At 55.7% G+C, this 14542-nt stretch carries 14 protein-coding genes, 1 pseudogene and 1 other annotated feature; of the genes and pseudogenes, 11 read left to right on the plus strand and 4 right to left on the minus strand.

Annotated elements, in window-relative coordinates:
• Position 1: 1 nt before the first annotated feature.
• The 3 genes from DXA70_RS03285 (at position 2) to tyrS (ending at position 3761) form a co-directional block, all read left to right on the plus strand.
• The gene (locus tag DXA70_RS03285) at positions 2 to 490 is read left to right on the plus strand and encodes an arginine repressor (RefSeq protein ID WP_022257180.1); all 489 of its coding nucleotides are present in this window, start codon (positions 2 to 4) and stop codon (positions 488 to 490) included.
• A gap of 30 nt (positions 491 to 520) precedes the next feature.
• The gene (recN, locus tag DXA70_RS03290; RefSeq protein ID WP_128117612.1) at positions 521 to 2191 is read left to right on the plus strand and encodes a DNA repair protein RecN; all 1671 of its coding nucleotides are present in this window, start codon (positions 521 to 523) and stop codon (positions 2189 to 2191) included.
• Positions 2192 to 2224: 33 nt separating this feature from the next.
• Positions 2225 to 2478 (plus strand) — a binding site (T-box leader).
• Positions 2479 to 2543: 65 nt separating this feature from the next.
• Positions 2544 to 3761, plus strand: a complete 1218-nt coding sequence (gene tyrS / locus DXA70_RS03295) for a tyrosine--tRNA ligase (RefSeq protein WP_022257182.1) — start codon at positions 2544 to 2546, stop codon at positions 3759 to 3761.
• Between the two features lie 122 nt (positions 3762 to 3883).
• On the opposite strand, the gene DXA70_RS03300 is transcribed toward tyrS, so the two are convergent.
• From DXA70_RS03300 to asd, 4 genes are all read right to left on the minus strand, one after another.
• Positions 3884 to 4351: an ACT domain-containing protein gene (locus tag DXA70_RS03300; RefSeq protein ID WP_112114879.1), complete on the minus strand. Its 468-nt coding sequence runs from the start codon at positions 4349 to 4351 to the stop codon at positions 3884 to 3886.
• 58 nt (positions 4352 to 4409) lie between these two features.
• Positions 4410 to 5168 carry a 4-hydroxy-tetrahydrodipicolinate reductase gene (gene dapB, locus DXA70_RS03305; RefSeq protein ID WP_128117613.1) on the minus strand — a complete coding sequence of 253 codons (759 nt, stop codon included), beginning with the start codon at positions 5166 to 5168 and terminating at the stop codon, positions 4410 to 4412.
• Between the two features lie 82 nt (positions 5169 to 5250).
• Positions 5251 to 6144: a 4-hydroxy-tetrahydrodipicolinate synthase gene (gene dapA / locus DXA70_RS03310; RefSeq protein ID WP_128117614.1), complete on the minus strand. Its 894-nt coding sequence runs from the start codon at positions 6142 to 6144 to the stop codon at positions 5251 to 5253.
• 35 nt (positions 6145 to 6179) lie between these two features.
• Positions 6180 to 7262, minus strand: a complete 1083-nt coding sequence (gene asd, locus DXA70_RS03315) for an aspartate-semialdehyde dehydrogenase (protein WP_022257186.1) — start codon at positions 7260 to 7262, stop codon at positions 6180 to 6182.
• Between the two features lie 150 nt (positions 7263 to 7412).
• On the opposite strand from asd, the pseudogene queA reads away from it, so the two are divergent.
• The 8 genes and pseudogenes from queA to DXA70_RS03350 all read left to right on the plus strand — a co-directional run bounded on the left by queA (position 7413) and on the right by DXA70_RS03350 (position 14098).
• A pseudogene (gene queA / locus DXA70_RS03320) lies at positions 7413 to 8440 on the plus strand (tRNA preQ1(34) S-adenosylmethionine ribosyltransferase-isomerase QueA).
• A gap of 117 nt (positions 8441 to 8557) precedes the next feature.
• Complete coding sequence (gene tgt / locus DXA70_RS03325; protein WP_128117615.1) at positions 8558 to 9703, plus strand: tRNA guanosine(34) transglycosylase Tgt; 1146 nt, start codon at positions 8558 to 8560, stop codon at positions 9701 to 9703.
• Positions 9704 to 9775: 72 nt separating this feature from the next.
• Positions 9776 to 10093, plus strand: coding sequence for a preprotein translocase subunit YajC (gene yajC, locus DXA70_RS03330; RefSeq protein ID WP_022257189.1), 318 nt, complete (start codon positions 9776 to 9778; stop codon positions 10091 to 10093).
• 67 nt (positions 10094 to 10160) lie between these two features.
• Complete coding sequence (locus DXA70_RS03335; protein WP_128117616.1) at positions 10161 to 10562, plus strand: TIGR04086 family membrane protein; 402 nt, start codon at positions 10161 to 10163, stop codon at positions 10560 to 10562.
• Positions 10563 to 10630: 68 nt separating this feature from the next.
• Entirely contained in the window at positions 10631 to 11410 is a 780-nt protein-coding gene (locus tag DXA70_RS03340; protein ID WP_128117617.1) for a hypothetical protein, read from the plus strand.
• Between the two features lie 76 nt (positions 11411 to 11486).
• A complete protein-coding gene (radA, locus tag DXA70_RS03345) occupies positions 11487 to 12899 on the plus strand; it encodes a DNA repair protein RadA (RefSeq protein ID WP_112114885.1) in 1413 nt (470 codons plus the stop codon).
• A 12-nt stretch (positions 12900 to 12911) separates the two neighbouring features.
• Entirely contained in the window at positions 12912 to 13076 is a 165-nt protein-coding gene (locus tag DXA70_RS14060; RefSeq protein ID WP_243001038.1) for a hypothetical protein, read from the plus strand.
• Positions 13073 to 14098, plus strand: coding sequence for a tyrosine-type recombinase/integrase (locus DXA70_RS03350; protein WP_243001039.1), 1026 nt, complete (start codon positions 13073 to 13075; stop codon positions 14096 to 14098). Before DXA70_RS14060 ends, DXA70_RS03350 begins: the two co-directional genes overlap by 4 nt.
• Positions 14099 to 14542 lie beyond the last annotated feature (444 nt).

Here is a 14542-nt window from a genome sequence, read left to right on the forward strand (position 1 = left end):
TATGAACCGAACCACTTCCGGAGACGCCAAAGGGAAAGCCGAGCGTCAGCAGACGATTCTGCGGCTGATTCAGGAGCATCCCATCAGCCGGCAGGAGGTATTGCTGGAGCACCTGCGAGAAGAGGGCTTTGCTGTCACGCAGGCTACCATCTCCCGGGATATCCGGGAGCTTTGCCTGGTCAAAGCAGCCACCAGTGATGGCTACCGCTACGTTTCCAGCCACAATGAGAGCCTGAACCCTAAAATGCAGGGCCGCTTTGAAACGATCTTTCACGAGTCGGTGCTGGGGGTAGACTATGCCGGCCATGTAGTGCTGGTAAAATGCTACTCCGGCATGGCAAATGCTGCCTGTGAGGTGTTTGACGCACTCAAATGGAAGAATGTTGTCGGTACCCTTTCCGGTGATGATACGTTCCTCATTGTGGCGCGTTCCGAACGGGATGCCAAAACCATCTGCAATGAGCTGACCCACCACATCGGGCAGCACTAACAAGAAAAGGGTAGGGCAGGAGAACAAAGCATGTTAAGCAGCCTGCAAATTGAAAATGTGGCCGTCATCCAAAAGGCCAATGTCCATTTTGAAAAAGGTCTCAACGTCCTCACGGGCGAGACGGGCGCGGGCAAATCCATTCTCATTGATTCCATCAACGCCATTCTTGGCAACCGTACCTCCAAAGATCTGGTGCGTACCGGTGCTGCAAAGGCGGTGATCCGGGCGGCATTTGAAAATGTTCCGCCTGCTGTGCTGGACAGTCTGGAAAAAGCCGGGTATGAGCGCTCTGAAGCACTGCTCCTGAGCCGTGAGATCACCGCTGAGGGCAAGAGCACCTGCCGCATCAACGGGATGCCTGCCACCGCAGCGATCCTGCGGGAGTTGTGCGGCGGGCTCATCAACATCAACGGCCAGCACGATTCCGTTGGACTGTTGAACCCGGCCCACCACGAGAGCATTCTGGACGCCTATGCCCAGAATCGTACCGAGTATCAGGAGTATTATGCCGTTTATCGGGAGCTGGTCAAGATCAAGCGGGAACTGGACGCTCAGATTACGGACGAGAGTGAAAAACAGCGCCGTATCGACCTGTTGAGCTATCAGGTGCAGGAGATCGAAGATGCCGCGCTGACCGCCGGGGAGGAGCAGACGCTGGAAAGCCGCCGCAAGGTGCTGTCCAATGCTTCTACCATCCGGGACCGCATCGCGCAATGCTATGCGCTGCTCTCCGGTGACGATGAGACACCGGGTGCTGTCGATCTGTTGGGGGAGGCCTCCAATGCCGTGGACGCGGCCGCCCAGCTGGACGGCGAGCTCTCGACCAGTGCCGGGCAGCTGCTGGACCTTTACTACAATGCAAAAGACGCTGCTGCAGACCTGATCGGCCGTCTGGACGCCTATGAGACCAATGACGCCGAACTGGATGAGATCGAGCAGCGCATTGATCTCATTTATAAACTCAAACGGAAGTATGGTGATACGGTCGAGGATATCATCGCGTTCGGGCAGAAAGCCCGGGAGGAGCTGGAACTGATCCAGTCTTCCCAGGAGCGGGTAGAACATCTGCAGGCAGAGCAGCATCGGCTGTACGTTCTGGCTCGGGAAAAGGCAGAGACACTGACGCAGACCCGCCTGAAAGCCTTTGAAGAGCTGAACAAACGAATCTCTGGGACACTGGACTTCCTTAACATGCCCGGTGTGCGGATGACTCTGCACCACGCCCGCGGGCCTCTGGCCAGCCACGGGCAGGACAGCATCGAGTTTTATATCTCCACAAACCCCGGCGAAGCGCCCAAACCGCTGGCGAAAATCGCCTCGGGCGGTGAGCTGAGCCGCATCACGCTGGCCATCAAAAACGCCATGGCAGACAAAGACGCTGTGCCGACCGTCATTTACGATGAGATCGACAGCGGCGTTTCGGGCAAAGCAGCCAGCCGCATTGGTGAGGTACTGCGCCAGAGTGCAGAGGGACATCAGATTCTGTGCATCACCCACACGGCACAGATCGCGGCTCTGGCGGACTGCCACCTGCTGATCCAGAAAAACATCGCCAATGAGCGGACCTATACCGAGATCCATCCGCTGGATGAAGACGGCCGCGTGGATGCACTGGCGCATCTCATCTCCGGCGACCATGTGACGGAGCTTTCTCGTGCCAATGCCCGCGAAATGCTGGAACAGACCCGGAATGGGCGTTGACAACCCGCTTTTCGTGTGATAAACTAACCCTTGTGAAAAGCGATGACGGGAATAAGTACCCTGAACGGTTCTGCCCAGAGAGGCCCCGGTTGGTGCAAGGGACGTGCAGAACAGCAGGCGAAATACCTCCCGGAGCTGCAGGCTGAACGAATTTTCCAGTAGGTTGCGCCGCGTGCGAGCGTTACAAACGCAGGAGTGTTCTCCGTCTCTGAGGAGTGCACTCGTGAGGCCGTTTCCGTGAGGGAGCGGCAAACAGAGGTGGTACCGCGATTTTTCTCGCCCTCTGCCAAATTTCACGTTTGGCAGAGGGCGTTTTCTTTTCCCTCTGCCCCAGAAACAGGAGGATTTTTCTATGACTTTGTACGAAGAACTCAAAGCCCGCGGCCTGGTGGCGCAGATCACTGACGAAGAGATCATTGACCTCATCAACAACGGCAAGGCAACATTCTACATCGGCTTTGACTGCACCGCTGACAGCCTGACCGCCGGCCATTTTATGGCCCTGACCCTGATGAAGCGGCTGCAGATGGCCGGCAACCGCCCCATCGCCCTGATTGGCGGCGGCACCACCATGATCGGCGACCCCTCCGGCCGTACCGACATGCGCAAGATGCTCACCAAGGAGGACATTGCCCACAATGCTGCCTGCTTCAAAAAGCAGATGGAACATTTCATTGACTTCTCTGAGGGCAAGGCTCTGATGCTGAACAACGCCGACTGGCTGCTGAACCTGAACTACGTGGAGCTGCTGCGTGAAGTGGGTGCCTGCTTCTCCGTTAACAACATGCTCCGTGCCGAGTGCTACAAACAGCGCATGGAGAAAGGCCTGTCGTTCCTCGAGTTCAACTACATGATCATGCAGAGCTACGACTTCTACTACATGTTCCAGCACTACGGCTGCAATATGCAGTTTGGCGGCGACGATCAGTGGAGCAATATGCTGGGCGGTACGGAGCTTATCCGCCGTAAGCTGGGGAAAGATGCCTACGCTATGACCATCACCCTGCTGACCGATTCTCAGGGCAAGAAGATGGGCAAGACCGCTGGCAACGCTGTCTGGCTCGACCCCAACAAGACCAGCCCGTTCGAGTTCTACCAGTACTGGCGCAATGTCGGCGATGCCGATGTCATGAAGTGCATCCGGATGCTGACGTTCCTGCCTCTGGAGCAGATCGACGAGATGAGCACCTGGAAAGACGAGCGCCTGAATGAGGCTAAGGAGATCCTGGCCTATGAGCTGACCAAGATGGTCCACGGCGAGGAAGAGGCTGTCAAGGCCCAGAACGCCGCCCGTGCTCTGTTCAGCGGCGAGGCTGACACCGAGCACATGCCCACCACCCAGCTGACGGACGCGGACCTGAACGATGGCTCCATCGGCATCCTGACCTTGATGGTCAAGGCCGGTCTAGCTGCCTCCAACGGTGAGGCCCGCCGCCTCGTCACCCAGGGAGGCGTCCTGGTGGATGGCGAAAAAGTTTCGGCTCCCACGGCCAGCTTTACCGCTGAACAGCTGGCAAAGGGCATCGTCATCAAAAAGGGGAAAAAGGTCTACCACAAAGTGACGCTGTAATAAGCCCCGCAAGGCCTGTCGATTTGATCGTAAAAAGCCCGGAACGGTTTTCTCGTGTACGGAGAAGCCGTTCCGGGCTTTCTTTTTGCCTGTAAAATTTTTAATGAAGCAGATCCGGGAAGTTACAGTTCGTATGCTTTCTTCAGGGCTTCATAGGCGGCATCTTCGTTCTCCGCCCGCACCAGCAGGGAGATATCCAGATCGCTGGTGGTGATCAGCAGCACCTCAATGCCTGCCATGGCAAGGGCATTCAGAGCACGGGCGGCCACACCGCAGCTGGTGACCATCTCTTCGCCAAACAGGTTCAGCTTAGAATAGCCCACGCTGATGAGGGGAGCCGCTTTAGCGTCCTTATCCAGATTGGCTGCCGAAATGGCTTTCATCACCAACGGCAGGTCACTGCTGGATGCCGTAAAGCTGAAATCCATCGTGGTGCCATGGGGAGCACTCTGACTGATCATATCCACCACAACGCCTGTGTCGGCAAAGATCTGCAAATAGCGTGCCAGGCTGTTGCCTTTGAACTCGACATCCTGCACGCTGATCATCATGAGGCTTGGCTCGATGCTGATTTTGGAAACACCGTACATAAGAAAACCCTCCATTCTGCCCTTGCGGGCCTCAGCGGAGAAACATGTGACATCTGGCTCACATTTCCGCGATCATATCACTCATATTGTACAGCCCCGGCTCCTTTTTCGCAAGATAAACAGCCGCATTGATGGCTCCATTTGCAAAAATACTGCGGGAATAGGCGGTGTGCTTGAGGGTGATGACCTCGTCCGGGCCGCAGAACAGTACCTCGTGGTCGCCCACGATGCTGCCGCCGCGCACCGAGCTGATGCCGATCTCTTTCGGGTCACGCTTCTGGCGCACAGAGGAACGGTCATAGACGTAGTGGTAAGCGCCATCGTTCTCCTCATTGATCGCGTCTGCCAGCATCAGGGCCGTGCCGCTGGGGGCATCCAGCTTGTTGTGGTGATGCTGTTCCACGATCTCCACGTCGTAATTCACGCCCAGGATGGCCGAAGCACGCTTGCACAGCTCCGACAGGACATTGATGCCCATGGACATGTTGGCGCTCTTGAACACCGGGATGCTGCGGGACAGCTGCACCACCTTGAGCTGCAGCTCTTCGGAAAGGCCCGTGGTGCAGACCACGATGGGCAGCTTGTGAGCCTCACAGTAAGGCAGGGCCTTTTCCACGGCAGCAGGGGAGCTGAAATCGATGATGACATCGCCCTTGCCCTCCAGCTTGTCCAGACTGTCATACACGGGAATGCCGTTCTGCTCGCCGTCTTTCACATCAATGCCGGCAATGACGCGGCAGTCCTCCCTCTGGGCGATCAGGTCGCACAGCACATGGCCCATCCGGCCGCCAATCCCCTGAATGATAATATCCGTCATGGTTTTTACCTCTTTTTCCTGCAATGCAGAATACGGCAAAATGCCCGGAAGAATCCTCTCGCCGGGCATCTGCCAACGTGTGTTATTCTTTGATCAGACCGGCTTCCACCAGAGCCTGTTCGATCTTGGTCTTGTGCTCATCGCTGGGCTCCACCAGCGGCAGGCGGCACTCGCCTGCGTTCCAGCCCAGTACATTCATAGCGTACTTGACCGGGATGGGGTTCACCTCGCAGAACAGAGCCTCGCACAGGGGCAGCATTTCCAGCTGCAGGGCGCAGGCCCTTGCCGTATCTCCCTCAAACCATGCCTTGCAGCAGTTGTGTACCAGCTCCGGCTTGACGTTGGAGACCACGCTGATAACGCCCTTGCCGCCCAGAGACAGCAGGGGAACCACCTGATCATCATTGCCGGAATAGAGGTTCAGGTCATCGCCGCAGAGCTGCGCGATCTTTGCCACCTGAGAAATGTTGCCGGAAGCCTCTTTCAGGCCGTTGATGAGCGGATGCTTGCTCAGCTCCAGAGCCGTTTCCGGCGCAATGTTCAGGCCCGTGCGGGAGGGCACGTTGTACAGGATGACCGGGATGCCTCCGGCTTCGGCCATGGAGGTAAAGTGAGCCACCAAACCCGCTTGGCTGGTCTTGTTGTAATACGGGGTCACCAGCAGCAGGGCATCCGCGCCGCAGGCAGCAGATTTTGCCGCCAGTGCACAGCCGTGATCGGTATCGTTGGAACCTGCACCTGCCACGACGGGGACGCGGTGGTTGACCGTATCGACCGTGAATTTGATGGCAGCCAGCTGCTCCTCATCGGTCATGGTAGAGCACTCGCCGGTGGTGCCGCAGATGACAACGGCGTCCGTTCCCCGTGCGATCTGATCCTCAATGATACGGCCCAGCTCGTCAAAATTGACACTGCCGTCCTCATACATCGGGGTGATAATGGCGACAGCCGCACCCGTAAAGACAGGATTCTTCATGCTAAAAAACTCCTTTGCAGCGCATTGTGCGCAGATTAGTCAAAATAGCCCTTGGCAGCCAGCAGCTCTGCCAGCAGGACAGCGCCGCCTGCAGCACCGCGCAGGGTGTTGTGGCTCATGCAGGCAAACTTGTAATCAAACAGGGTGTCCTCCCGCAGGCGGCCAATGCAGACAGCCATACCGTTCTCGGTATTGCGGTCCAGCTTGGGCTGCGGACGGTCCGCTTCCTCAAAGTAGTGCAGGAACTGTTTGGGAGCGCTGGGCAGGTTGAGCTCCTGTGCGGGGCCGCGGAAATTTGCCCAGGCCTCGAGCATCTGCTCTTTGGTGGGCTTTTTATCAAAGCTCACAAACACGGCAGCGGTGTGGCCATCGGAGACCGGCACGCGGAAGCACTGCGCCGTGATGGTGGGCTTCTCTGCATTGACGATCTCATTGCCCTCAATGTGGCCCCACAGCTTCAGCGGCTCGCGCTCACTCTTCTCTTCCTCACCACCGATATAGGGGATGACATTGTCGATGATCTCTGGCATCCGGTCAAAGGTCTTGCCTGCGCCGGAAATGGCCTGATAGGTGCAGACCAGCGCCTTGTTGACGCCAAAGTCTTTCATCAGGGGATGCAGGGCAGGCACATAGCTCTGCAGGCTGCAGTTGGACTTGACCGCGATAAAACCGCGCTTGGTACCCAGACGTTTGCGCTGTGCCGGGATGATCTCAATATGGTCAGCGTTGATCTCCGGCACGACCATCGGAACATCCGGGGTAAAGCGGTTTGCACTGTTGTTGGAGACCACCGGGCACTCTGCCTTGGCATAGGCCTCTTCCAGCGCCTTGATCTCGGCTTTGGGCATGTTAACGGCGCAGAAGATAAAATCGACCTGAGAGGCGACTTCTTCCACGTTGGAAGCATCCAGCACCACCATCTTCTTCACGCTCTCCGGCATCGGGCTGGTCATAGCCCAGCGGGGACCGACTGCATCTTCATAGGTTTTGCCTGCACTGCGGCCGGAAGCGGCCAGCGTGGTCAGTTTGAACCAGGGGTGATTCTCCAGCAGCGTAACAAAACGCTGACCGACCATACCCGTTGCACCAACAATGCCCACTCTATACTGTTTTTCCATTTCCAGTACCTTTCCTTTCAAAAAGACAAATTTACACAAGCGCCGCTTGCAAAGCAGACACGAATGCAATATAATAAAGACTGTCTATACAGATTTTATGATAACATTGATACGGCATTCGTGTCAATCATCGGAAAGGCAAATGCATTCATGTTAAAAAAAGATTTTTGGTATGATTTACCCAAAGAGCTCATTGCACAGGAGCCCGCAGACCCCCGCGACTCTGCACGGCTGATGGTTCTGAGCCAGAAAGACGACAGCATCCAGCACCGGATCTTCCACGACCTGCCCGAATATCTGGAGCCGGGCGACCTGCTCGTCGTCAACAATTCCAAGGTCCTGCCTGCCCGCATCGTTGGCGTCAAGCAGCCCACCGGCGCTGTCTGTGAGCTGCTGCTCCTCCGTCAGGTCAAAGGCGACCAGTGGGAGTGCCTGGCAAAGCCCGGCAAGCGGATGCAGCCCGGCACCAAGGTCAGCTTTGGTGACGGCACCCTGACCGCTGTGGTGGATGAAACCATGGAGGATGGCAACAAGTACGTTACATTCTATTATGACACAGAGACCCTTTATGAAAAACTGGATGAGTTTGGCAAAATGCCGCTGCCGCCCTATATCACCAAACAGCTGGAAGACCAGAGCCAGTACCAGACGGTGTATGCCAAGGAGCTTGGCAGTGCCGCAGCGCCCACAGCCGGCCTGCATTTCACTCCGGAGCTGATGGACACCATCCGGGCCAAGGGGGTCGGCATTGCTGAAGTGACCCTCCATGTGGGTCTGGGCACATTCCGCCCCGTGATGGAAGACGAGATCACGGACACAAGATGCACAGCGAATGGTACTCCATCAGCGAGGAAACCGCCCAGCGCATCCGGGAGACCAAGGCCGCCGGGCACCGCGTCATTGCGGTTGGAACTACCAGCTGCCGCACCCTGGAAGCCGTTGCCGCCAAGTATGGCGAGATCAAAGCCTGCAGCGGCAACACCTCCATCTTCCTGTACCCGGGTGTCAAGTTCAACTGCATCGACGGCCTCATCACCAACTTCCACCTGCCGGAGAGCACCCTCATCATGCTGGTGTCCGCGCTGTACGGCTACGAAAAGACCATGGCGGCCTATAAAGTGGCCGTAGAAGAAAAATATCGTTTCTTTAGTTTTGGCGATGCCATGCTGATTCTGTAACAAAATTGAATCTGTAGAAATCAAAAACTCAAGAAACGTTTATATATTCTGCACACTGCCGCCCACCATGCGGCACAGGGAGCACGGCTGTTTTCCGTGCACAGAAAGGAAACGTTTATGCCTTCTTTGACGACCTACAAGCTCCTCAAGCAGGAGCACAATGCCCGGCGGGGCGAGTTTAAAACCGTGCACGGCACGGTGCAGACCCCGGCATTCCAGAATGTAGCCACGGCAGGCGCTATCAAGGGCGGCCTCTCCGCACAGGATCTGCGGGAGATCGGCACCCAGGTAATGCTTTGCAACACCTACCATCTGCATCTCCGCCCGGGCGATAAGCTGGTGGCTGAAATGGGCGGCCTGCACAAGTTTACCCGTTGGAACGGCCCCATCCTGACCGACAGCGGCGGATTCCAGGTGTTCAGCCTGGCCAAGCTCCGGAAGATCACCGAAGAGGGCGTGACGTTCGCCTCTCATCTGGACGGCCACCGCATCTTCATGGGCCCGGAAGAGAGTATGCAGATTCAGGCAAACCTCGGGTCTACCATTGCCATGGCCTTTGACGAGTGCGTGGAGAACCCAGCCCAGCACGATTATTCCAAAGCAAGCTGTGAGCGCACCGTGCGCTGGCTGGCACGCTGCCAGAAAGAGCTGGCCCGCCTGAAGCACGAGGGCAAGGCAACCAATCCTGACCAGCTTCTGTTCGGCATCAACCAGGGCTGCACCTATGCGGACCTGCGTGTAGAGCATATGAAGCAGATCGCAGAAATGAATCTGGACGGTTATGCCATCGGCGGCCTGGCCGTGGGTGAGCCCACCGAGGTCATGTACGAGATGATCAGCGAAGTAGAGCCCTATATGCCCAAGGATAAGATCCGTTACCTGATGGGCGTTGGCACCCCAGGCAACATCATTGAGGCGGTTGCCCGTGGTGTCGATCTGTTTGACTGCGTGATGCCCAGCCGGAATGCCCGCCACGGCCACCTGAACACCTGGGGCGGCATCATCAACATCAAAAATGCCAAGTACGAGCGGGATGAGCGCCCCATTGACCCCACCTGCGGCTGCCCGGCCTGCCGCAACTATTCCCGCGCCTATATTCGCCACCTGTTCAAGGCGGAGGAGCTGCTGGGAATGCGTCTGGCAGTCATGCATAACCTGTGGTTCTACAACCATCTGATGGAGCGGATCCGCGATGAACTGGACGCTGGCACGTTTACGGCTTTCCACGACCACTATGTCAAGCTGCTTGATACAAGAATTTGAGCAATTCCCCTTGCAACGGGGCGAATAAACGTATATAATATTCCTATATGAATTTGAGAGGAGATTTTCCCGATGAATTTTCTGACCACTACCACCGAAAGCTATATCAGCCTCTTCTTCACGCTGGCGCTGATGCTCGTCCTGCTGTATTTTATGATCTATCGTCCCCAGAAGAAGCAGGAGAAGAAAGACGCCGCCATGCGTGCTGCTCTGGAAATTGGCGATCAGGTCACTACCATCGGCGGCATTGTCGGCCGCGTGGTTGCCATCAAGGACGACACGTTCGTTCTGGAGACTGGCGCTGACCGTGTGAAGATCCGCTTCATTAAGAATGCCATCAGCTCTGTCGAGAAGCTGAACATGGACAACGCTGCTTCCTCCAAGAAGTGATTTTTCAGCCTGCAAGAATTTTTTACGCGCCTTTCTGCATACAGTAAGTGCAGGGAGGCGCGTTTTTATGTCTGGCAATGGTAATTCTCCGGCAAAATTCCCGGCGGGCCGGGCACTGGTCTCATTTGGCGCGGGCTGCTGTGTCACCGGGGCCTGTATGGCGGGCCTCGCCGCATTGATGGCACAGCAGGGCCTTTCGCAGAATGCGGCCTGGCCCATGGCGACCTGTGCGGTCAGTGCGGGCAGCCTGTTCAGCGGCTGGCTGATGGCTTTCTGGCAGAAAAGCCGCGGGCTGCTCTGTGGGGTAGTACAGGGGGCTCTATTCGTTTTTCTGCTGCTTTGCTTCGGTCTGCTTTCCGGCAGTCCTTTGCAGGAAATGCAGCTGGTCCGGTTCGGGGTCACGCTGCTATTCGGCTGCATCGGCGGCGTCCTCGGGATGCTGCGCTCGGAGCGGAAACGCAGAGTCTGAGCTTTTCCTGAAAATCGGGTGCATCGCTCGGTGCACCTGCTTTTATCTTTCAAAGGAGGGACAGCCTTATGTGGGTTTATCAGGAACCTGAAATACAACCAATCGAAAAAGGCCCCATAACACCACCTCCATCACTGCCACCCGTTCCGGAACAAGAACCGCTGCCCGCTATCGTCCAAAGCACACCGGAAACAACGGTTCCACACATTCCAGAAACAGAAGTGCTTTCCAGAACGGCTCCCGCGTCCCACAGAGAGCGTTCTGCACCTCATCAGGGATGCGTGCTTCTTGCGGGTTCTTATCTCTCAGGAGCCTTTACAGCGGGAATTCTGCAGGCGCTTCTGGATACAGCAGAGATGGACATGCTTTCCTATTACCTGCGCTGTTGGCGCGGCCTGTTTGCTGTCCAGAGCGCTTCACAGATTGCACAGCTGTTCGGCACCGAACTGCTTACGATTTTGGGAGTCCTCTGCGTTCTGTTGCTGTTGGGGTTATCCGCCATCGGGCCTGTGCCCATCTATCTTTTTACCATGCTGTATGGCGCTGGAGCAGGGCTATTGACATTCCAGCTGTTTTCCGGCATGCCACTTCCGCAGGCGTTGTTCTTTCTTTTTATTTCCAGCATCCCGGCGGCACTGGCTGCAGGTGCACTTTGCTGGTTTGGCTCCTGCGCACTGGAAGTCAGCGGAAGACTCCATGCTTTTTCTCTTGGGCGGGGGAGGAGCCCCTCTGCCCATGCCCAGCTGCTATTGGGACAATTTGCACTGACCGCCGCAGCGATGCTTCCGCTCTGCGGAGCCGCTACCTGTCTTGCTTATTTGGGCAGTCAGCTGGCCGCATTTCCGTAACGGTTCCTTGCAGGCACCGGCGCAATGTGGTATGATAAATGCAAAGTATCTCGAATGAAATCACAGGAGTCTTCTTATGAAAGAACCGAAGTTGAAAACGGTATATGTCTGTTCCAACTGCGGGGAGACAAGCCCCCGCTGGATGGGGCGCTGCCCCAGCTGCGGCAGCTGGAATACCATGAACGAAGATGTGGTTGCCGAAACACCCAAAGCCGGGCTTTCCGGCGGAAAAAGCGCCGCACCTGCCCGGCAGGAGGGTGTCACCTCGCTGACGGCAAAGCGGCTGGCGGATATCAGCACAACGGAAGAGAAAAGCCGTATCCTGACCGGCATTTCAGAGCTTGATCGGGTGCTGGGCGGCGGTATCGTACTGGGCGGCGTGGTTCTGCTGAGTGGTGAGCCGGGTGTCGGCAAGTCCACCATGCTGCTGCAGCTCTGCGGTGCCATCTCCAACCAGCACACCGTGCTGTATATTACCGGCGAGGAATCCGTGCGCCAAGTCAAACTGCGGGCAGCCCGCCTGAAAGTACCCCAGGAAAATATTTATCTCGCCGCAGAAAACGACGTGGATGAGATCTGCGGCCTGATCGAGAAAGAAAAGCCGGAATTGGTCGTCATCGATTCCATTCAAACCATGCGTTGCATGGATATCTCTTCTTCTTCCGGCACGGTCAGCCAGGTAAAAGAGAGTGCCGCCCGGCTGCTGGCGGTGGCCAAAAAGCAGGAGATTCCCATGTTCATCGTTGGCCACGTCAACAAGGACGGTGCCATTGCAGGCCCTAAAGTCATGGAGCACATTGTGGATACCGTGCTCTACTTTGAGGGGGACAAGATGCTCCCGTACCGTATCCTGCGGGCAGCCAAAAACCGTTATGGCTCTACCAATGAGCTCGGCATGTTTGATATGACCGGGCAGGGGCTGGAAGAGATCGAAAACCCCTCGCAGATGCTGCTGGAGGGCCGTCCGCTGGGCGTTTCCGGCAACTGTGTAGCATGTACCATGGAGGGCAGCCGTCCCATCCTGAGCGAGATTCAAGCCCTTGCCACCAAAACAAATTTTCCGGCTCCGCGCCGTGCCTGCAGCGGCTACGACTATAACCGCATGAATCTGCTGATCGCCGTGCTGGAAAAACGTGCCGGGTATTTCTTCGGCAATCTGGACGTTTATATCAACATCGTAGGCGGCATTGCCCTGCGGGACACTGCCTGCGACCTGGCTGTCTGTCTAAGCATGGTATCGTCTCTGCTGGACTGCCCGGTCAGCGATAAGCTGATTGCCATTGGGGAAGTCGGACTCGGCGGTGAGGTTCGCAGTGTTCCCAATCTCGAACAGCGTCTGCGGGAAGCGGAACGCATCGGTTTTGAGCGGGCTGTCATCCCAAAGCACAGTCTGCCTCACCTGAACGCCGCTGATTATCCCGGCATGAAACTGGTTGGTGTCGCTTATATCTCGGATGCCATCCATGCACTGAAATCTGACCGCTTATAAAAGAGGAAGCCAATGTCCATTTATTTGAACGAAAAGAACCCCGAAAAGCACAAACCTTTCGATGATGCCTCGCAGGATATCGTGGAGTATGTGCGGTATCTGGAAGTCATTGCAGGCAAAAGCCCCATACGGCATTCAATTATTATTGTGATCTGCGCAATTTCAGCCGCTTTATGAAGCGCCGCCGCGCACTTGTCCCGGAAGACGCTGAGATCAAAGAAATTGACCCAAAGGGGTTGGATACCACTTTCTGGGCCAGCGTGACCAAAGAAGATATTTACGAATATCTGTATTTTTTAAACCGGGAATGCGGAAACAAAAAGTCTTCTACTGCCCGGCGGCTGGCCAGTCTGCACGGCTTCTATGATTACCTTGTCAATCAGGTCAACAAGATCACACAGGACCCCACAGCAGCCATCCGCCCACCAAAACAGGATAAAGTTTTGCCCAAATATCTGACAGCAGAACAGTCCATGGACCTGTTGGAAAGCACCCAGACCCAGAGCGATTTCCCGGAACGGGATTACTGCATGACTGTTCTATTTTTGAACTGCGGAATGCGTCTGGCCGAGCTTGTCGGGATGGATCTGGATGACATTGATCTGGAACAGCGTCAGATCCGGCTTTTCGGCAAGGGCCATAAAGAGCGGATGGTCTACTTGAATGATGCCTGCATTGAGGCCTTGCAGCTCTATTTAAGCAAGCGCAATACAATGGAGGGCCTGAGCCCCAAAGAACGTGCCGTGTTCATCACCCGGCGGCGCAAAGAACGCATCTCCAACCGCAGGGTAGAGCAGCTCATCACCGGAGCCATGAAAGCGGCCGGGCTCAAGGGCTTTTCCACCCATAAATTGCGCCATACTGCTGCCACGCTGATGTATCAGACCGGGAATGTGGATATTCTGACCCTCAAGCAGCTTTTGGGCCATAGCAGTGTTGGCACTACTCAAATTTACACGCATCTACAAGAATTTCAGGTGCGTGCCGCCATTGAGCAGAATCCGCTCGGCAATGTGGAGCCGAAAAAGAAAACGTTGGATACAACAGAAGCAAAAACAGGGGAGAACAGGGAAACTTTGCCTCCAGAAGAAGACTCTGCAGAGATGCCCTCCGGCCCAATGGAAGCCTTTGACGGAGCCGCGCAGGATGGTTTCCGGGTGGATGTTTCCGGGATGCTGGATAAACCGGAGAATGACTGAACCCATGGTCCAACACCAACAAAGACCATGTTAGCGGGTTTACCAGGACGGCTTGAAAAACAAGCGGTTTCCAGAGCAGCAAACTCAAATCCGGCAATCATGTGTCCGTAATAAGCTGTAAATGATTGCAGCATTAAAGTTAAGATACAAGTATTTAACTTGTATTAAATAGACGAAAAGCGTTCCAACGGAAAGCCACTGCAAGCCGATGGAACGCTTTTTGATTTAGCTGCAATATAAGAATAAAAAGCAAACACAAACAGCAGCCAGAGAAAATAAAACCAGATAAAAATAAACGCATGAAACAGGTGTAAAACACAACAACACGCAAATGCACACCAAGCAGACTGAACTGGCGAAAACTGGACGCTGGAGCCTGAAAGGCCCAAAACCCGGAAAAGAGGCATTTTTCACTCCCCTAATTTTCATATAACGTGCATTATA

It is taken from the genome of Faecalibacterium sp. OF04-11AC, from assembly GCF_003460645.1.
GTDB lineage: Bacteria > Bacillota > Clostridia > Oscillospirales > Ruminococcaceae > Faecalibacterium > Faecalibacterium prausnitzii_I.